Source organism: Chloroflexota bacterium (genome assembly GCA_026706485.1).
GTDB lineage: Bacteria > Chloroflexota > UBA11872 > UBA11872 > UBA11872 > JAJECS01.
The window spans coordinates 673,154-689,736 of sequence record JAPOYR010000011.1 but is presented as its reverse complement, the minus strand read 5'-3'; the positions used below and the strand labels follow the sequence as shown (position 1 = coordinate 689,736).

At 68.9% G+C, this 16,583-nt stretch carries 17 protein-coding genes and 1 tRNA gene; 16 read left to right on the top strand and 2 right to left on the bottom strand.

The genetic code is table 11. The features are described from left to right. The first annotated feature begins 20 nt into the window (after positions 1-20). The 4 genes from OXG79_12810 to OXG79_12795 all read left to right on the top strand — a co-directional run bounded on the left by OXG79_12810 (position 21) and on the right by OXG79_12795 (position 4,386). Entirely contained in the window at positions 21-395 is a 375-nt protein-coding gene (locus tag OXG79_12810; GenBank protein MCY3784646.1) for a hypothetical protein, read from the top strand. Further along, entirely contained in the window at positions 392-2,620 is a 2,229-nt protein-coding gene (locus OXG79_12805) for a ComEC/Rec2 family competence protein (protein ID MCY3784645.1), read from the top strand. The genes OXG79_12810 and OXG79_12805 overlap by 4 nt, the downstream gene beginning before the upstream one ends. A gap of 63 nt (positions 2,621-2,683) precedes the next feature. Continuing rightward, the gene (gene proC / locus OXG79_12800) at positions 2,684-3,487 is read left to right on the top strand and encodes a pyrroline-5-carboxylate reductase (protein MCY3784644.1); all 804 of its coding nucleotides are present in this window, start codon (positions 2,684-2,686) and stop codon (positions 3,485-3,487) included. A 212-nt stretch (positions 3,488-3,699) separates the two neighbouring features. Then, positions 3,700-4,386 carry an RraA family protein gene (locus OXG79_12795; GenBank protein ID MCY3784643.1) on the top strand — a complete coding sequence of 229 codons (687 nt, stop codon included), beginning with the start codon at positions 3,700-3,702 and terminating at the stop codon, positions 4,384-4,386. A gap of 253 nt (positions 4,387-4,639) precedes the next feature. On the opposite strand, the gene OXG79_12790 is transcribed toward OXG79_12795, so the two are convergent. Continuing rightward, positions 4,640-5,737: a D-alanine--D-alanine ligase gene (locus OXG79_12790; GenBank protein ID MCY3784642.1), complete on the bottom strand. Its 1,098-nt coding sequence runs from the start codon at positions 5,735-5,737 to the stop codon at positions 4,640-4,642. Between the two features lie 88 nt (positions 5,738-5,825). On the opposite strand from OXG79_12790, the gene OXG79_12785 reads away from it, so the two are divergent. From OXG79_12785 to OXG79_12760, 6 genes are all read left to right on the top strand, one after another. Then, entirely contained in the window at positions 5,826-6,779 is a 954-nt protein-coding gene (locus OXG79_12785) for an NAD-dependent epimerase/dehydratase family protein (protein ID MCY3784641.1), read from the top strand. Positions 6,780-6,806: 27 nt separating this feature from the next. Next, positions 6,807-8,624, top strand: a complete 1,818-nt coding sequence (locus OXG79_12780; protein MCY3784640.1) for an SLC13 family permease — start codon at positions 6,807-6,809, stop codon at positions 8,622-8,624. A gap of 220 nt (positions 8,625-8,844) precedes the next feature. Then, positions 8,845-9,879: a Gfo/Idh/MocA family oxidoreductase gene (locus OXG79_12775; GenBank protein MCY3784639.1), complete on the top strand. Its 1,035-nt coding sequence runs from the start codon at positions 8,845-8,847 to the stop codon at positions 9,877-9,879. A 57-nt stretch (positions 9,880-9,936) separates the two neighbouring features. After that, positions 9,937-10,638, top strand: a complete 702-nt coding sequence (locus tag OXG79_12770) for a hypothetical protein (protein MCY3784638.1) — start codon at positions 9,937-9,939, stop codon at positions 10,636-10,638. A gap of 70 nt (positions 10,639-10,708) precedes the next feature. Further along, positions 10,709-11,596 (top strand): DUF4392 domain-containing protein, encoded by an 888-nt coding sequence (locus OXG79_12765; protein MCY3784637.1) that lies wholly within the window; start codon positions 10,709-10,711, stop codon positions 11,594-11,596. A gap of 265 nt (positions 11,597-11,861) precedes the next feature. After that, positions 11,862-12,674: a putative hydro-lyase gene (locus OXG79_12760; GenBank protein MCY3784636.1), complete on the top strand. Its 813-nt coding sequence runs from the start codon at positions 11,862-11,864 to the stop codon at positions 12,672-12,674. 85 nt (positions 12,675-12,759) lie between these two features. Here the strand turns inward: OXG79_12760 and ffh are convergent, their stop codons facing one another. Continuing rightward, positions 12,760-14,097 (bottom strand): signal recognition particle protein, encoded by a 1,338-nt coding sequence (gene ffh / locus OXG79_12755; GenBank protein ID MCY3784635.1) that lies wholly within the window; start codon positions 14,095-14,097, stop codon positions 12,760-12,762. Positions 14,098-14,276: 179 nt separating this feature from the next. Between ffh and OXG79_12750 the strand changes: the two genes are divergently transcribed. The 6 genes from OXG79_12750 (at position 14,277) to OXG79_12725 (ending at position 16,583) form a co-directional block, all read left to right on the top strand. Then, a tRNA-Glu gene (locus OXG79_12750) sits at positions 14,277-14,350 on the top strand. 114 nt (positions 14,351-14,464) lie between these two features. Further along, positions 14,465-14,755: a hypothetical protein gene (locus OXG79_12745; protein ID MCY3784634.1), complete on the top strand. Its 291-nt coding sequence runs from the start codon at positions 14,465-14,467 to the stop codon at positions 14,753-14,755. After that, positions 14,752-15,006, top strand: coding sequence for a hypothetical protein (locus tag OXG79_12740; protein ID MCY3784633.1), 255 nt, complete (start codon positions 14,752-14,754; stop codon positions 15,004-15,006). Before OXG79_12745 ends, OXG79_12740 begins: the two co-directional genes overlap by 4 nt. Continuing rightward, on the top strand, positions 15,003-15,656 hold the full coding sequence (locus OXG79_12735; GenBank protein MCY3784632.1) for a hypothetical protein: 654 nt from the start codon (positions 15,003-15,005) through the stop codon (positions 15,654-15,656). The genes OXG79_12740 and OXG79_12735 overlap by 4 nt, the downstream gene beginning before the upstream one ends. A 29-nt stretch (positions 15,657-15,685) precedes the next feature. Next, positions 15,686-16,012 (top strand): hypothetical protein, encoded by a 327-nt coding sequence (locus OXG79_12730; GenBank protein MCY3784631.1) that lies wholly within the window; start codon positions 15,686-15,688, stop codon positions 16,010-16,012. A 109-nt stretch (positions 16,013-16,121) separates the two neighbouring features. After that, positions 16,122-16,583 (top strand): hypothetical protein, encoded by a 462-nt coding sequence (locus OXG79_12725; protein ID MCY3784630.1) that lies wholly within the window; start codon positions 16,122-16,124, stop codon positions 16,581-16,583.

Sequence of the window (16,583 nt, the reverse complement as noted above, 5' to 3'; positions counted from 1 at the left end):
CGTCGGAGCGTGCGCGGCCGGTGGGTGAGCAGGCCGTTAACGCGGAGTCCCGGTCACATCTGAGGGTCTATCGCTGGCTTGGCCTGCTCCTGGCGCCTGCAGCCGTGGCGCTGTCGATCATGACGCCCAGCGCCTTGCCGGAAACCGCTCCGCCCCAGGTCGTGCAGCCGGGCGCGGCCATCGAGCTTTCCGCCGCGACGCTCCAGTGGATCAACGCGGCATCCGCTAAGGAGCTCGCCGATGAGCTACCCGGCATCGGCCCGCTGTATGCCGAGCGGATCACCACCCACCGCCGCCTGTTCGGCTCCATCGCCGACGCCCGGACGCTCATCGATCTGGGTATTCCCGCGCGCGTGGTGCAACGGCTCCCGGCTCAAGTGCCCTCAGCTCCATGACGGCCTGGCTGGCCGCGGCGATCTTGCTGGGGATCGGTCTCGCCGCCTGGTGGGGTCCAGCGCCGGCCTGGGCGGTCATTGGGCTGGCCGTCGTTGGCGCGGCGGCGGCCGCGACGGGTCGCCGCTCTCTGATGGCGGGTGCGGTCCTAGCCGCGCTGGCCCTTGGCCTGGCGCGCGGCGGACATCACGTCGCCTCGCAGCCCCCGTTGCTGCAGGTGCCTGCCGGGGCGGCGCTGACGGTGATCGGAACCGTTGTCGACGACGCGCCGGGCCCACGGCGAACGCTCCAAGTCGAGGCCGTTGCCCGAGGGGAGGACGAGCAGCCGCGACAAGCCGCGGGTCGGGTGCAGGTCTTCGCTCCGCGGGCATTGGCGCTGCCGAACGCGCGGGTGGCGGTCAGCGGGGTGTTCGTTCCCGCACGCCCGCGGGCTACGAACGCCCTCGTAGGACACGCCGACACCTGGGCGGGGACGCTGGACGACGCCACGATCAGGGTCATCGAGGCCGGTACGGCCGCGGATCCCCCGGCGCTGCTGCGCCTGCGGCGCCACGTCGATGCCAGCATTCGCTCCGCCTTGCCCGAGCCCCATGCGTCGCTGCTCTCGGCCATGCTCGTGGGCATTCGTCAACGGCTGCCCGACGAGTTGCGGAATGACTTTCTCACCTCCGGCTTGATTCATATCGTCGCCATCTCGGGCTTCAACATCACGTTGATCGCGCTCTGGGTGCGACGGCTCGCCGGCTGGGGTTTGGGCCGCTACGGAGTCGGCCTAGCGGCGGTGTTGCTGCCGCTTTACGCGGTGCTGGCCGGCGCCGAGCCGGGCGTGATTCGGGCCGCCATCATGGGCGACCTGGTGCTCCTGGCCTGGATCATCGGGCGCGACGCCGATACCCTCACCGCCTTGGGCATCGCGGGAGCCGGCATGGCGCTGGTGCAGCCCCAGGCGCTCGGCGACGTTGGCTTTCAGCTGTCATTCGTGGGAACGCTCGGTCTGATTGTCATCGCGCCCCGCATTTCGGCCCTACTCACCGAGCGCGCCCGGTTCCCGAGGTGGAGCGCCGAGCTGGTCGCGACGACCACCGCCGCCAGTCTGATGGTGACCCCGATCATCGCCCACACGTTCGAGCGCTTTCAGCTCATGGCGGTGCCGGCCAATCTGCTGGCTCTCGCGGCGCCCGCCGCCATCATGGCCACGGGTGCGCCCGTCGCCATCTGGGCGTCCGCCGGGTGGCCGGCGGCCGATGTGGTCGGCTGGGCCGCCTGGCTTCCGCTCGAGTATTTGATTCAAGCCGGGCGGATCGCCGCGCAGTTGCCAGGTGCCTCGCTCGCGACCAGCGACTTCGACTTCGCCCAGGCGCTGGCCTCATATCTCTGCATCGGCGCGGCGCTGGTCCTGCTTGGACGCCCGCCGCCGCGACTTGTTCGCTCACGCGTCGGGTCGGTGGCGCTTCCCCGACGCGCCGTCTACGGGGTGGCGCTGGTCGCCTTGATCGCGCCTCCGGCGATGGCGGTCGCGGGAATGCCGCGCCTCTTCGACGACGGCGCCACGTTGGCCACCGTCGACCTTTCGAGCCGCGCCCCTACCGTCTATGTCCGAAAGGGAGAAGACCGGGTGGTCGTCGCGGGAAGCCGGCTGGACCGGTTGCTGCTTGACCGCGCGCTGCCGCGCTGGGACCTCCAGGTCGACACCCTGGCCGTTGCCTCGTCGGGCGGCGAGCTCTCGCACATGGCCCTCGACCTCGTCGGGGCCCGAGCCGTAGACGTGGTGCAGGCGGCTCCCACCCATGCGCTGGGGGCACACCTGGTAGCGCCGAACCATGCCGGCCGAGCGCCCGTCGTCGTTGATGTGAGCCGGACCACCGGCGCTCTCGAAACCGAGATCGTCCCGGTTGAAGGCGGTTCCTGGGTGGTGGTGAGGTCAAGCGACGCGACGATCGCCGTTGTTCCGCCGACCGTCTCGCAGCCGACGCTGCCGGCGGATCTACGCGCGGACGTGCTGGTGCTTGGACGATCAACGACGCTCGGAGCCATGCCCGCGTCCGCCTTGCTGAATGCGGGATTCGGGATGGTCATCGCGCCACATCCACGCCTACCTCAGATCGTCGCGCGAGCCGTGAACGATGACGGCGAAATCGTCGTGCCGGAGTCTCAGCCCGACCCGGCGCAGCTCATCGGCAGCGCCCGGGTCCGCGCCGACCTGGGCACCATCGAGGTGCGACGCTGAGCCGTGCCCAGCCAATCAGCAGGTAGGATCGCCAACGTTGGTTCTTCCTCGAGGTCGCGACCCGTGAGCGAGCGCGTCACCGTCATCGGCGCCGGGGCGATGGGCGGCGCGGTGGTATCCGCCCTGGCCGCCAGCGGCACCGTTCCCGCCGCGTCGATCGTCGTGAGCGAAATCGACGACGCGCGCCGCAAGGCCGTGGTCGCGGCAAGCGGCGCCACCGCCGGGCAGGGACTGCCGGCCGACGTGACGGGCGCGCAGGCGCTGGTGCTTGCCGTGAAGCCGCAGTCGTTCGCCACCGTCGCGGACGTGATCCGGCCCGCGCTGACGCCGTCGCAACTGGTGCTCTCGATCATGGCCGGGGTGCGCCTCGAAACGATGGAATCCGCGCTGGGCACCGCGCGCCTCGTTCGCGCGATGCCCAATACGCCGGCCCAGATCGGCCGCGGCATGACGGTCTGGATGGCGGGCCGCGGCGTCCACGACGCCGACCGCCGTCGCACCCGGCAGATCTTGGGATCGTTTGGCGCCGAGATCGAGGTCCACGCCGAAGACCTGCTGGACGCCGCGACGGCGGTCCACGGCAGCGGCCCCGCCTATGTCTACCTGGTCGCCGAGGCGTGGATCGACGCCGCCGTCTCCGTCGGGCTCGAGCGGGAGATTGCCACCACGCTCGTTCGGGAAACCCTCATCGGATCGGCCGAGCTTTGGAACGCCGGCGACATGAGCGCGGAGGCCCTGCGGCATGCCGTCACCTCACCCGGCGGCACCACGGCCGCCGCGCTCGACGTATTCGAGGAGCGGGATCTGCGCCAGGCCTTCCTCGCCGCCGTGGCCGCCGCCTACCGCCGATCGCAGGAGCTCGGCTAGGCGAACTCACACGGGTCTTGGACATGCGTCGGGACCGCTGACACATACCCCGGCGACCGCCATGGATCCGTTCGCCCTGAGCTTGTCGAAGGGCGTGGTTCGACAGAGCCTGTCCTGAGCCTGCCGAAGGGCTCTCCACGAACGGGTCAGGTTCTTGTCTACACCGTGCTACGGTTTGCCCCGCGTGTGTGAAGGACGCCACGAGGTGAGCCTTGGCCGTCAACTTGACGCCCGAACAGCTCGAAGAGCTGCGCCAGATCGATTCCGCCACGATCGCCAACGCGATCGAAGAGTTCAACGTCCGGGACAAGACCGAGGGCTACCTCGGCAGCGACGTGCGGTGCCTGTTCCCCGAGATCGGCGAGGCCGTGGTGGGCTACGCGGTGACCGTGAAGGGCGACAGCACCACCCATGGGCGCCGCCGCAATCCGTCGGGGCAGATGGATCTGTGGGAGCTGGTCGAGCGGTCGCCGAGCCCGACGATCCTGGTGATCCAGGACTCCGGCAACAATCCGGCCAAGTCCTGCCACTTCGGCGACGTCATGGCCACCATCTTCAAGGCGCTGGGCGGCGTGGCCGTCGTCACCGATGGGTGCGTGCGCGACCTCTCCGAGGTGCGCGAGATTGGCGTGCAGTACTTCGCCCGCGGCATCACCGTGTCCCACGGCACGTCGGTGAGCTTGGAGCCGGGCGAGCCGGTGATCCTCGACGGCACGCCGATCAAGACCGGCGATCTCGTCCACGCCGATGAAAACGGCGTAGTGGTCATCCCGGACGAAGTGGCGGGCGAGCTCGCGGAAGCGTCGCGTCAGGTTCTCGACTACGAGGCCGGGCGCAAGGAGTTTGCGCAGCAGCCGGGATTCACGGTGGCCAAGCTCCGCGAAATGACGGGCCTCTAGCCCCGCCCACCCACGCGGAGACCTCTGCGGAACCCCTCCGTCATTCCCGCGAAGGCGGGAATCCACCCTTCAGTGAATCTGGAGGCGGAGAGTATTCGCCCGGTGATCGTCGCGTTTGGCTGGGTTTCGCAGGGACCTCCGAAGCCGGGAATCTAGCGCCCGCTAGACGAATCGGGACACGAGTAAGACCTGCCCCGTACTTGATACTGGGGCGGTTTGCGAACCGCCCCGAGATTCTCTATGTCGAACTCCCCTACGTGTAGGACGTCCGCAGGCTCCGGCGTTCCTGGTGGCGCTCGAGCGCCAGCCGGATCAGCCGGTCCATGAGCTCCCGGGCGCGGACGCCGCTGGCTTCCCATAGCTTGGGATACATACTGATCTCGGTGAAGCCGGGGATAGTGTTGATTTCCCCGATCACCGGCTCCAGCGCCTCGGCGTCGACCAGAAAGTCCACCCGCGCGTAGCCGGCGCAATCCAAGGCGCGAAACGCCCGCACGGCGTCCCCGCGAATGCGATCGGCCAGCCGCGGCGGCAGGTCGGCCGGGACGATGGCCTGTGACCGGTCGTCCTCGTACTTCGCGGCGTAGTCGTAGAACTCGGTCGCCGGGACGATTTCTCCGCACACCGAGGCCTCGGGTTGATCATTGCCGAGGATGCTGACCTCGATCTCCCGCGCGTTCGGGACGCCCTGCTCGATGATGATGCGGCGGTCGTACTCGGCCGCGGCGGCCATGGCCTCGTCGAACTCACCGGCGTGGTTGACCTTGGACACCCCCACGCTGCTCCCCAGGTTGCAGGGCTTCGTGAAGAGGGGATAGGTCAGCCGCGCCTCGACCTCCGCGCGCACGGCGGCTGGATCGGCCCGCCAGGCCGACACGGTCGCGACGTGCCACAGACCCACCGAAAGGCCGTGGTCGCGCAAGATCGCCTTCGCCACGCCCTTGTCCATGGCCACGGCCGAGCCCGTGACGCCTGAGCCCACGTAGGGCAAGTCGGCAAGCTCCAGCAACCCTTGCACCGTGCCGTCTTCACCGTAGGTGCCGTGAAGCACCGGAAACACCAGGTCGAGCGCCCCAACCGACGCCCTTCCCGCGGCGGGGAGATGCGCCGTCGGCAGCGTGACCGGCAGCGACTCGCCGGAGTCGGCGGCGGGCGCCGCGCTCAGCTGTCGCATCGGATCGGCGTCCAGCAGCCACTCGCCCTGTTTGCCAATGCCGATTGGCACCACGTCGTACTTGGCGCGGTCGAGCGAATCCATCACAAACGCCGCCGACCGCAGCGACACCTCATGCTCGCCGGAGCGTCCGCCGAAGATGACTCCGACGCGCAGGCGTTCGCCCGAGGATTCCATGTCCCTAGCCTAGCGACTCCAGGCGGCTTGCACGGGCGCGAGGCGTGGCGTCACGATGTAGACACCGTCTCCACCCGGTCGCGAACGCATGCCCAGCGGGCTCATCATCGGCATCACCGGATTCACCGGCAGCGCCCTGGCGCGCCGGCTGGCGGCTGCGGGTTGGGATGTCCGCGGCATCGACGAGCACGAAGACGCGGCTCCCGAGCTTGATGAGCTTGGCGTCACGATCGAGCTCGCCGACGTGGGCGACCCGGACGAGTTGGAAGACCTCGGCCGGGACGGCGAACACGTCTTCTACGTGATGCGCAGCGTCTCGGACAGTCAGGACGACATGGAGCGGCGCACCATCCGCGGCGTGATGAACGTCGTCGAGGCACTGCGCGGGACCGAAATCGCCTCGTTCGTCTATGGCAGCACGATGGCCGTGTTTGGCGCAGGGTCTCGGGACACGCTGACCGAGGAATCGCCACCGGCGCCAAATACCGTGCTGGGACGGCTCAATCTTGAAACGGAGCAATACCTCCTGGAGCAATACGAATCGGAGGGACTTCCGGCGCGAATCGTGCGGGCGGGGACGGTCTACGGCCCAGGGGGTGGAACGCTCGAGTCGCTGCGAGGCGGCAATCTGCGGCTCATTGGCGGCGGCAAGCACCCGACCAGCCGCATCCACGTGGAGGACGCCGCCGCCATTCTCGAGGCTGTGGCGCTCCGAGGACGCTCCGGCGAGCTGTACCTGGCGGTGGATGACGACCCGGCCCCGGCCGGCGAGTACCTGCGCTACCTGGCGGCGCAGGTCGGGGCGCGTCCGCCGCGGTCGTCACCCAAATACCTGGTGCAGGGGCTGGTAAAGCTGCACGAGGGCTTCACCAGCGTGACGCGCACAAAGGCGTCGATTTCCTCCAGCCTGTTTGGCCTGGTGACTGGTTCGTATCCGACCTCGAACGCCAAAGTGCGCACGAAGCTCGGCGTCGAGCTGCGCTATCCGACCTACGTCGAGGGAGCTGCGACGCTGCTCCCACCGGAAGAGGACGAGGGCTAGCCACCGGATGCGGCGCGGGGCATTCGGATGACCGGCGAGATCGTGTTCGTGCTGGTGGTCGTGGGCGTGGCGGTCGTTCTTCTGGCCAGCGGACGGGTGCCGTTCGAGGTGACGGCCATCGGCGTGCTGCTGACCCTGTTCCTCGGCCGTGCGATCGACCTGGAAGCGGCACTGCGTGGGTTCTCCAACAGCGCAGTCGTGACGATCGGCGCGGTCATGGTGATGAGCGCGGGACTCGCGAACACGGGTGTGGCCCACCTGATGGGCCGTCTGATCGGCCGGCTTGCCGGCAACAGCGAAGCGCGGCTGATCGCCGTCACCGTGCTCGCCGCCGCGTTGCTGTCCGGGTTCATGAACGCCATTGCCGCCGGCGGCGTGCTCCTGCCGGCTGCCGTGGCCGCCGCCCGCGAGCTCAGGATTCCCATTTCTCGCGTGTTGCTGCCATTGTCGTACGCCACCCTGCTCGGCAGCGCCCTCACCCTGGTGGGAACGCCGTCGAACTTGCTGGTGAACAGCGTCGTCGCCCAGGAAGGGATCGAGCCGTTCGGCCTGCTGGACTTCACGCCGTTCGGAGCGGCGATCCTGGTCGCCGGAATCCTGGCGCTGGTGCTCGGGCGGCGTCGCCTGCTCCCGCGGCATGCGTCCGGCGCCGCCGGTGACGCGTTGCTGCCGCGCGCCCGCGAAGACCACGTGCCCTATCGGCTCGAGGAACGCCTGTACGAAGTCGCCGTTCCACCCGCGAGCCCGCTCGTGGGCCTCACCCTGCGCGAAAGCGGCATCCGCACCGACTTCGGCATCTCGATCGTGGCCATTCAGCGGCAGGGCGGGACGGACATCGCCCCCGCGCCCGAAGTGAGGTTGCACGCGCGCGACGTATTGGTCATGAGCGCCCGCAACCGTGACATCGTCCGGCTCCGGGAGCGATTCGCGCTGCCGGAGCCGCGGCCGTCGACCCTGGGCGCCGCCGCGCTGCAAACCGAGAATGTGGAGTTCGCCGAGGCATCGCTGGCCCCGCGCAGCACGCTGGTGGGTGAGACGGTGCCCTCGCTCAGCTTCCGCGACCGGTATGGGCTGAGCGTGCTGGGAATCTGGCGTGACGGGGCGCCGCGGCGCACCCACCTCCACGACATGCCGCTGCGCGTTGGCGATGCGCTGCTCGTGCTGGGACCGCTGCCGCGAATCGCCGAGCTGCGCGACGACCCTGACTTTGTGATCGTGACCGAGCGCGTGGGCCTGACGCTGCGCCCGCGGCAGGCGCCGTTGGCGATTGCGATCGTGGCCGGATTCGTCATCGCGCTCATGCTCCAGGCGGCGCCGGTGGCCATCGTGGCGCTGGCGGCCGCAGCGGCCATGGTCGCCACCGGCTGCGTTCGCGGCCGCGAGACGCTGGCCGCCGTCGACTGGCGCGCCATCGTGGTCATCGGCGGCATGCTGACCTTGGCCGAGGCCATGCGTCGGAGCGGCGCGGCGTCGCTGGTGGGCGAGTCGCTGGCCGAGTCGCTCGGCGCCGGTGGGCCGGGGATCGTCCTGGCCAGCATGCTCCTGCTCACTGCGATGTTCACCCACGTCCTCGGGAACCACGTCACCGCGGTGCTCATGGCGCCCGTGGCGCTCAGCGCCGCCGCCCTCGTGGGAGCCGACCCGCGCATGTTCGCCATGGGTGTCGCTCTGGCGGCCTCGACCGGATTCATCACCGCCTACGCGCATCCGGTCAATCTGCTCGTGATGGGACCGGGGAACTTCCGTCCGCGCGACTATGCGCGCGCCGGCATTCCCATCGCCCTACTGGTATTGCTCGTCGACTTCGGCATGCTGGCGCTGGTTTTCGGCGCCGGAGGCTCGTAGAGCCAAAGGGAGCTCTTGCACGATTCGCCCAGCGGAGATTGGAAAGCAGGTTCGGTTCCCTACTCCTTGCCGAGATCTTGGCGAATCCCCACGAGCAGGGACCGGGGAGCGGGTCCGGTCCCCTCTCCCTGAGGGAGAGGGTTAGGGTGAGGGGGATTCGGGGCTTCGGCGCGGGATGTCGACCACGTATGCAAAGGTCTCCAAAAGGGGGAGCGTCCAAATGATTCGCATCGCCATGCTCGGCAGCGGCTTCGTGTGTGACTTCTTCATGCGCGCGCTGCGCTACGTGCCGGGCCAAGAGGTCGTGGTGAACTTTTCGAGGACCGAGGCTCGGGCCGCGAAGTTCGCGTCCGAGTGGGGCGTTCCCGAGTGGACCACCGACATGCAGGCGGCGGTCGCGCGTGATGACGTCGATCTGGTCGCCGTCGGCTTGCCGAACGACGCTCACGCGCCGGCCTGCATCGCGGCCGCCGAGGCAGGAAAAGCCGTGGTCTGCACCAAGCCGTTGGGTCGCAACGGCCCCGAGGCCAAGACCATCCTTGACGCGGTGCGCGAGCACGGCGTGTGGCACGGCTACGCCGAGACCGAAGCGTTCATGCCGGACGTGCTGCGGGCGCGGCAGGCGGTGGAGGACGGCGCCATTGGCAAGGTGCTCATCGTTCGCGCGCGCGAGGCGCACACCGGTTCACACGCCAGCTACGCCTGGGACGTGGAAAAGAGCGGTGGCGGCCCGCTGCTGGGAATGGGCATTCACGCCGTGGCCGCCTGCCGCATCTTCGTCGGCAAGGACGTGATGCCGAAGGAGGTCTTTTGCTGGGCCGACACCCTGGAGCACGATGTGCCGTTCGAGGACAACGCCATTGCGCTGATCCGCTTCGAGAACGACAGCCTGGGCCAGGTCGAAGCCGGCTGGAGCAATCACGGCGGCATGGACGTGCGCACCGAGGTCTACGGCACCGACGGTCTGATCCACATCAACTCGACCCACGGCACGCCGATACGGGCCTTCAGCCTCAACTCCATCGGCTACGTGCAGGAAAAGGCCGACTCCGACACCGGCTGGACCTTTCCGCAAGCCGACGAGGCCTGGCAGTACGGCTACCACGGCCAGATGTTCCACTTCGTCGAGGCCCTGAGCCAGGGCAAGCCGTCCGATGAGGACTTCGTCGACGGCTATATCGCCAACATGGTGATCGACGCGGCCTACCGCAGCGCCAAGTCGCGCCAGTGGGAGCCGGTGAACCTCGATCTGTAGCGCGGCGGCCCGACTGAATCTGTCGGCAGACGGCGTCTCTGCTCGCGGGACGCACGCATGAAGCGCCGGACGCCGTTACGGGGAGTGCTCGGGCAGGCGGCGGGCGGTGTCGGTGCGCTCGCCGCAACTGCGGCCCTGGTCTTCCTCCCGGTCGGGTTGGGCCATGAGGTGCCCTGGGGCTGGTTCGGGGCGGGGGCGCTCGGATGGGTGCTGGCGCTGGCGCTGCGGCTGCCGGTCATCCTGGGCTTGCGGCGACTGGGCGCGGGACCGGACGTCATGCGTCGCTGGACGCCCGCGCTGGCCGGGCCGGCCGAGGAGCTGGTGCGGCTGGGCGTCGTGCTCATCGCCGGCCAGGATTTCGCGACGGTCTACGCCATCGGCGCGGGCTGGGCGGCAATTGAGGCCGTCTACGGGATGCAGGTCGGATTCGTCAGGCTCGCGCTCCTGCGGCGCGCTGACCCCAAGGCGCTGGAGGCTCGGCAAGAGCTTGCGAAGATGGGCTTGGACCGCGACATCTCGCCGGCCTGGGGCGTCGTCGAGCGGCTGTTCGCCGGCGCCGCGCACATTGGGTTCACGCTGCTCGTCGCGGCTTGGCCGCTGCTGGTGATCGCCCTCATACCCGTCCATGCGGCCGTGAACATGGGAGTCATGGCGCTGCTGCCGCGGGGCATCGCCCGCACCGAGGCGCTGGTGGCGGTTTCGGGGAGCGTGCTCTTTATCGGCGGCCTCGCCGCATTCGGCGTCATTGGCGGAACCTGAGAAAGTGCGTCGCCGAACGCCAACCCGCGTCGCGTATGCTCCCCGGACCGACGTTTAAGAGTCCAACTGGATGACAACTAGCCGGCACCGCAACGCCGCCGCGGCGGTCGAGATTGCTGAGGTTGTCTTTCCCACGGACAGCCGAGGCCTAGGAGCCTGCCGCAGGCTGCTGCCCGGCGACGCCTTTGCCCGCGCGGCAACGGCCATCGCGGATCGCCCGCCCGCCCAGGCCATGCTCCTCACGGGATTTCCCGTCGGCGGGATTGGGGAAACCGACGGTCCGCCGGGAGCGATGGCGGTGGGCCAAACGCTCGCGGCGCTCGGGTGGGGCGTGGTGACCGTGGCCTGCGATACGACGTTTCCCGTCGTTGATGCGCTGCTCGCCGATATTGGCCCGGTCATTGCGGCGCCCATCACCGAGCGCGACACCCAGGCGGCCTGCGAGGCGCTGCGCCGTGAATACTCTCCGGACCTGGTGGTGGCGATCGAGCGACCGGGCGCCACGGCGGACGGGCGTCGATTGACCATGCGCGGCGAGGACATCACCGGCATTGCCGCGGCGCTGGACCCGCTCATGCGCGCGCCCCTCTCGGTCGCGGTCGGCGACGGCGGCAACGAGATCGGCATGGGCGTCATCGCGCCCTCCCTCCAGGCCAAGGGTCTCATCCCCGGCGTCAGCGTGACCCGCGCGTCGCACCTGCTGCTGGCCGAAGTCAGCAACTGGGGCGCCTACGGCCTCGTCGCCATGCTGGACTTCGTGACCGGGCGCGACACGCTGCCGGACGGCGACACCGAGCAGGAGTGGATCGAGCGCCTGGTGGCGGCCGGCGCCGTGGACGGCATGACCCGCTCGAACACCGCCATGGTCGACGGCCACTCGCTCGAGGTCAACGCGCGGATGCTCGCCAGCCTGCGCTCCATCGTCGACCGCTGCCGAGGAGCCCCAGGCGCGGCATAACCCAGTCCCGTCTCACGTCGCGAGACCCTCACGAAACTCCTCCGTCATTCCGGCGGAAGCCGGAATCCAGTCCGGACGAACCCATTGGCGCGCTGGAGGCCTGGCATCGGGCGGATTCTCAGAACTATTCCCATGACCTTCATCACCGGCGGGCAGGCGCTGTCCGCCCCCTTCTCCCATGATTGACTGGCGGCCTGGAGCGTCCGGTTCCTTCTCCCTTGGGGAGAAGGCTAGGATGAGGGGATTCGGATCACGAGCGCCCGGCATGGCCAACACGGAACGACTCGAAACGGGCGCGGCCGTGCGCGCGGCGTGCCGCGAAGGCTCGTGGGCCGCGACCACCGCCGGCCTGGCCCCGGGCTACGTCCAGGCGAACCTCGTCATGCTGCCGGCCGCTCTGGCCGACGACTTCGAGGCCTTCTGCATCGCCAATCCCCAGCCGTGCCCGCTGTTGGAGCGCACCGCGGTTGGCGACGCCGAGCCGGCACGATTCGCTCCCGGCGCCGACATACGTCGCGACGCGCCGCGCTACCGCGTATACGTTGACGGGGAAGCGCGCGGCGGGGAGCCCACCGAAGCCCTGGCGCATTGGCGAGCCGACATGGTGGGATTCCTGCTCGGTTGCAGCTTCACCTTCGAGAATGCCTTGCAGGACGCCGGATTTCCGCTGCGTCACCTCGAGCAAGAGGTGATCGTGCCGATGTATCGCACCTCGGTCGAATGCACGCCCGTGGGCCCGTTCGCCGGTCCCATGGTCGTCAGCATGCGGCCCATCCCGGCCGATCGGGTGGACGAGGCCCACGAAATCACGGCCCGCTATCCGCGCGTCCATGGAGCGCCCGTGCACGCCGGCGATCCGGAAGCGTTGGGCATTGCCGATATCGCGGCGCCTAACTGGGGCGATCCCGTCGAAATGCGTGAGGACGAAGTTCCGGTCTTTTGGGCTTGCGGGGTCACGCCCCAGGCCGTGGCGCAGGCCTCGCGCCCGCCGCTGATGATCACCCACGCCCCCGGCCACATGTTCCTGACCGATAGGCGCGACCACGAGCTGGTCGGCGACGCGCCGGCGCTCGGCTAGGGATGGTTTGAAAGATGACGACGGGCGCTCTCCGAATCCGTTCGCCCTGAGCTTGTCGAAGGGGCTGCCGAACGGATTGGGGCGCCTAGCCCCCGAATAGCCCCTTGAGTCCCGCCGGCATCTTGCCGCTGCTCATCATCTGCATCATCTGGCGGGCTTGCTTGAACTGCTTGAGCAGCTGGTTCACGTCCTGCACCGACGTTCCGCTGCCGGCGGCGATGCGCCGCCGACGACGGCCCGTGATGATGTCCGGCGACGCGCGTTCCTGGGGCGTCATGGAGAGAATGATCGCCTCGAACCGGCGCAGTCCCTCGCCCTCGACCGCCTGCCGCACCTCGGGGTCATTGAGCGCGCCGCTCATGCCCGGCAGCATGCTCATCACCTGGCTCAGCGACCCCATCTTCTTCACCTGCTCCAGCTGATCGAGGAAATCGTCGAGCCCAAAGGACGCCTCGCGCATCTTGCGCTGCATCTCCTTGGCCTGACGCTCGTCGATGACCTGCTCGGCCCGCTCGACCAGCGAGAGCACGTCGCCCATCCCCAGGATTCGTGAGGCCATGCGATCGGGGTGAAACGTCTCCAGCGGCTCGACGGCCTCGCCCGTGCCGACGAACTTGATCGGTACCCCGGTCACCGCCCGCACCGACAGTGCCGCACCGCCCCGGGCGTCGCCGTCGAGCTTCGTCAGGATCAGCCCCGTGAGCGGGCTGCGGGCATGGAAGGCCTCCGCCACGGCCACCGCCTCCTGGCCGGTGGTCGCGTCGGCGACCAGCAGCGTCTCATCGGGCTTGACGCGCTTCGAGATGCGCCCGATTTCGTCCATCAAAGCGTCGTCCACCTGCAGCCGGCCGGCGGTGTCGAGGATCACGTGACTGTGGCCCTCGGCGCGGGCGCGCGCCACGCCGTTGACGGCGATATCCAGCGGTTTGGGCCTCGTGCCTTCTTCGTGGACCGGCAGGTCAACCTGCCCTGCCAGCGTGACCAGCTGGTCGATCGCGGCGGGACGCTGCGTGTCGGCGGCCACCAGCAGCGGCGTGCCGCCGCGGCCCTTGGCGCCCAGCGCCAGCTTGGCCGCCGTCGTGGTCTTGCCCGATCCCTGCAAGCCCACCAGCATCACGATGGTGGGCGGCGACGAAGCGGTCGCCAGCGGCACCGCCTCGGTGCCCAACAGCTCGACGAGCTGATCGTTGACGATCTTGATGACCTGCTGCGCCGGCGTGACGCTTTCGAGCACCTCGGCGCCCACGGCGCGCTCACGGATGCCCGCCACGAGATCCCGCGCCACCTTGAAGTTGACGTCGGCCTCGAGCAGCGCCATGCGCACCTCGCGCAGCGCGGCTGTGACGTCCTTCTCGGACAGCCGCCCACGGCGCCCGAGGCGCTCAAACACGCCCCCCAGCCGTTCGGTCAGGGTGTCAAACATCGGCGCTGATCTGGCTAGGCGTGGTGGCTCTCCTTCGAATTCCGGTTCGATACCCTCTCCCTCTGGGAGAGGGTCAGGGTGAGGGCCACGGCAAGCAGCGTTGCCCTCGGCCCTCGATTCTACGCAGCTACACCGCGCAATGCCGTTTCGGTAGCATGGCGGGCGGCCGAAAGCCGCATGGGGCATTCGTCTAGCGGCCTAGGACACCGCCCTCTCAAGGCGGAGATCGCGGGTTCGAATCCCGCATGCCCTACTGCCGATTCCCCTCGGTACCTATCGGGTACGCTCCCTTCTGTTTTGACGCCCTGGGAGCGGTCGCCGGTGGCTCTCCGTAGCTGCCCGTGCGCCTCTATCTATGAGCAAACTCATGCACGGGGGTAGCTCCGAGCGGGCCGAGAAGCTGAGCAGCGTGTTCGGTCCAGTCGGCAGCGGCATCGCGCTCATGGAGCGGGATCCGTGGGGGAGCCGCTGGCCGATCTCGCCGAAGCGTCTGACGCCGGGACTCCTGGCGCACGAACGCTGGCTCTCCAATCACCCTCGCGGCCACGGCTGGGAAAGCCCGCACTGTGACGAACCCCACTGCGGGGACCGGCCCGAGCATTTGCGCACACGCGCGAGCCGACGCCGCATGGCGCGCGCCAGTGGACGGCTCCTGTGAGCGGCGCGAGCACCAACGGGACAGGCAAAGCGACAGCCGAGGAACGCCGCGTGGCGGCGTTCGCCATCGGCTGCGTCATATGGGCTAAGCACATTCGAAGCCTGCTCGGTTACGCGACGTGCCGATCGGTCGGCGACGTTGACGACGCGTTCCCGTTGGTCGAGGGGTACGAACTCGTGTTGCGCTGGGAGCGTGAGGGCGAGACGTACCGCTGCCACCACGAAGTGCGACAACGGAGCGACGCGCCGTGAGCCGAGCCGAGCTGGCCTGGCCACCGCCCCCCGCCGACCTGGATCCCGCGCTTGAGCACTGCCTGCGGGACGTCGGCGCCGGGATGCGCTTCGTGCATCACCCCTTCGTCGTTGACATCTACTCGCCGGAGCTGAACGCCCACTACAACGCGAAGCTCCAGCACAAGGCGCAGCTGGTAGCCGAGCGTTCGCCAACCGACGCCCTCACGCTGTACGAGCGCCCCTATCGCCTGAGCCGCCTGATCGAGATCTGGCGGGACGGGGAGGCCGATCAGGCGGCGCTGTCCGAGGCATTGGCGTGGGTCTGGCCGGACGCCGAGCTGGACGACACGTTGGCCAACCCCCTGGTGCACGACGTGCTGGCGCTGCTGCACGAGCTTGGGTTCTGCACCGACAGGCCCGACACGCCGCGCCCGTCCACCGACTTGACGATCTGGCGCGGCGGCATGCCCGACGGCGTGGCGTGGTCCACGGACATCGAGGTCGCTCGGTTCTTCGCGCGGCGCTTCGCGACGGGCGCGCCCGAGCCGATTCACAAGGCGACGGTGGCGCCCGAGCACGTGATGGCGCGGTTCTTCGGTCGCGGCGAGTCGGAAGTCTTTGCCGACCCGCGCACGCTCACCGGCGTTCAAGCCGTGGTGGGTGGCTGATGGGCAAGCGCGTGCGCCGGACGGCGCTCATGAGACAAGCCGGCCCCTACGTGGTCAAGAGCCACGTCAACGGCGTGCTGGCGGTGTATCCGCAGTGGGCGGAGCTGTACGGCAAGCCGTCGTGGATGCGGGAGACGGAGGAAGACCGAATGGAAGCCGGCGGCCCCGGCATCTTCTCCCGCATGGGGATCGCGGACGACATCCAGCGGTTCCTGAATCAGCCGTTCTCCGATGAGTCTGTCCAGGCCCTCAAGCAGGAGGTCGAGCGCCTCACCGATCACTGGGTCGTGGGGCCGATGTCCGACGAACAGCGCGAGGCCTTCGAGCGCAAGTTCGACGGCGAGGAGGAGGAATGACGTGCCTGGCGGCCGTGGGCTACGCGGTCGTACTGATCGGCCTGGCGGCAGCAATCAGTGTGCGCCGCTGGCAGCGGCGGATCGCCGCGTGGATGGAAGGAGAGGTCGAGTGAATATCGTTTTCGACTTAGACGGGACGCTGGCCGACACCGCGCACCGCATCCACTTCCTGGAGCAAGACCCCAAGGATTGGGACGCGTTCTTCGCGCAGGCCACGTATGACATCCCAATTCAGGCGACCCGTCGTCTCTTTCGCACGCTGATGCAGGTAAAGGGCTTCGGCAATCTGGCGATCTGGACGGCCCGCCCCGAACGCTGCCGCGCCGACACGGTGTGCTGGCTTCGTCGGCACGACCTATGGCTGCCAGATATGTATGGCCGTATCCCAGAGGAAGATGTTCTGCGCATGCGGCCCGACGACGACCGCCGCCACGACACGGTGCTCAAGGCGCAGTGGCTGGAGGAGTCGCCCTGGAAGCCCGACCTCGTGTTTGAGGATCGCACCCGCATGGTCGACCTCTGGCGCTCGCAGGGCATCACCTGCTACCAGGTCGCGCCGGGGGACTTCTAG

Bases quoted from the DNA above. Each gene is read 5' to 3' on its own strand.
- OXG79_12805 (MCY3784645.1), top strand. From the start codon at position 392: ATGACGGCCTGGCTGGCCGCGGCGATCTTGCTGGGGATCGGTCTCGCC.
- OXG79_12770 (MCY3784638.1), top strand. From the start codon at position 9,937: ATGAAGCGCCGGACGCCGTTACGGGGAGTGCTCGGGCAGGCGGCGGGC.
- OXG79_12780 (MCY3784640.1), top strand. From the start codon at position 6,807: ATGACCGGCGAGATCGTGTTCGTGCTGGTGGTCGTGGGCGTGGCGGTC.
- OXG79_12785 (MCY3784641.1), top strand. From the start codon at position 5,826: ATGCCCAGCGGGCTCATCATCGGCATCACCGGATTCACCGGCAGCGCC.
- OXG79_12765 (MCY3784637.1), top strand. From the start codon at position 10,709: ATGACAACTAGCCGGCACCGCAACGCCGCCGCGGCGGTCGAGATTGCT.
- OXG79_12745 (MCY3784634.1), top strand. From the start codon at position 14,465: ATGCACGGGGGTAGCTCCGAGCGGGCCGAGAAGCTGAGCAGCGTGTTC.
- OXG79_12760 (MCY3784636.1), top strand. From the start codon at position 11,862: ATGGCCAACACGGAACGACTCGAAACGGGCGCGGCCGTGCGCGCGGCG.
- ffh (MCY3784635.1), bottom strand. From the start codon at position 14,097: ATGTTTGACACCCTGACCGAACGGCTGGGGGGCGTGTTTGAGCGCCTC.
- OXG79_12775 (MCY3784639.1), top strand. From the start codon at position 8,845: ATGATTCGCATCGCCATGCTCGGCAGCGGCTTCGTGTGTGACTTCTTC.
- OXG79_12730 (MCY3784631.1), top strand. From the start codon at position 15,686: ATGAGACAAGCCGGCCCCTACGTGGTCAAGAGCCACGTCAACGGCGTG.
- OXG79_12790 (MCY3784642.1), bottom strand. From the start codon at position 5,737: ATGGAATCCTCGGGCGAACGCCTGCGCGTCGGAGTCATCTTCGGCGGA.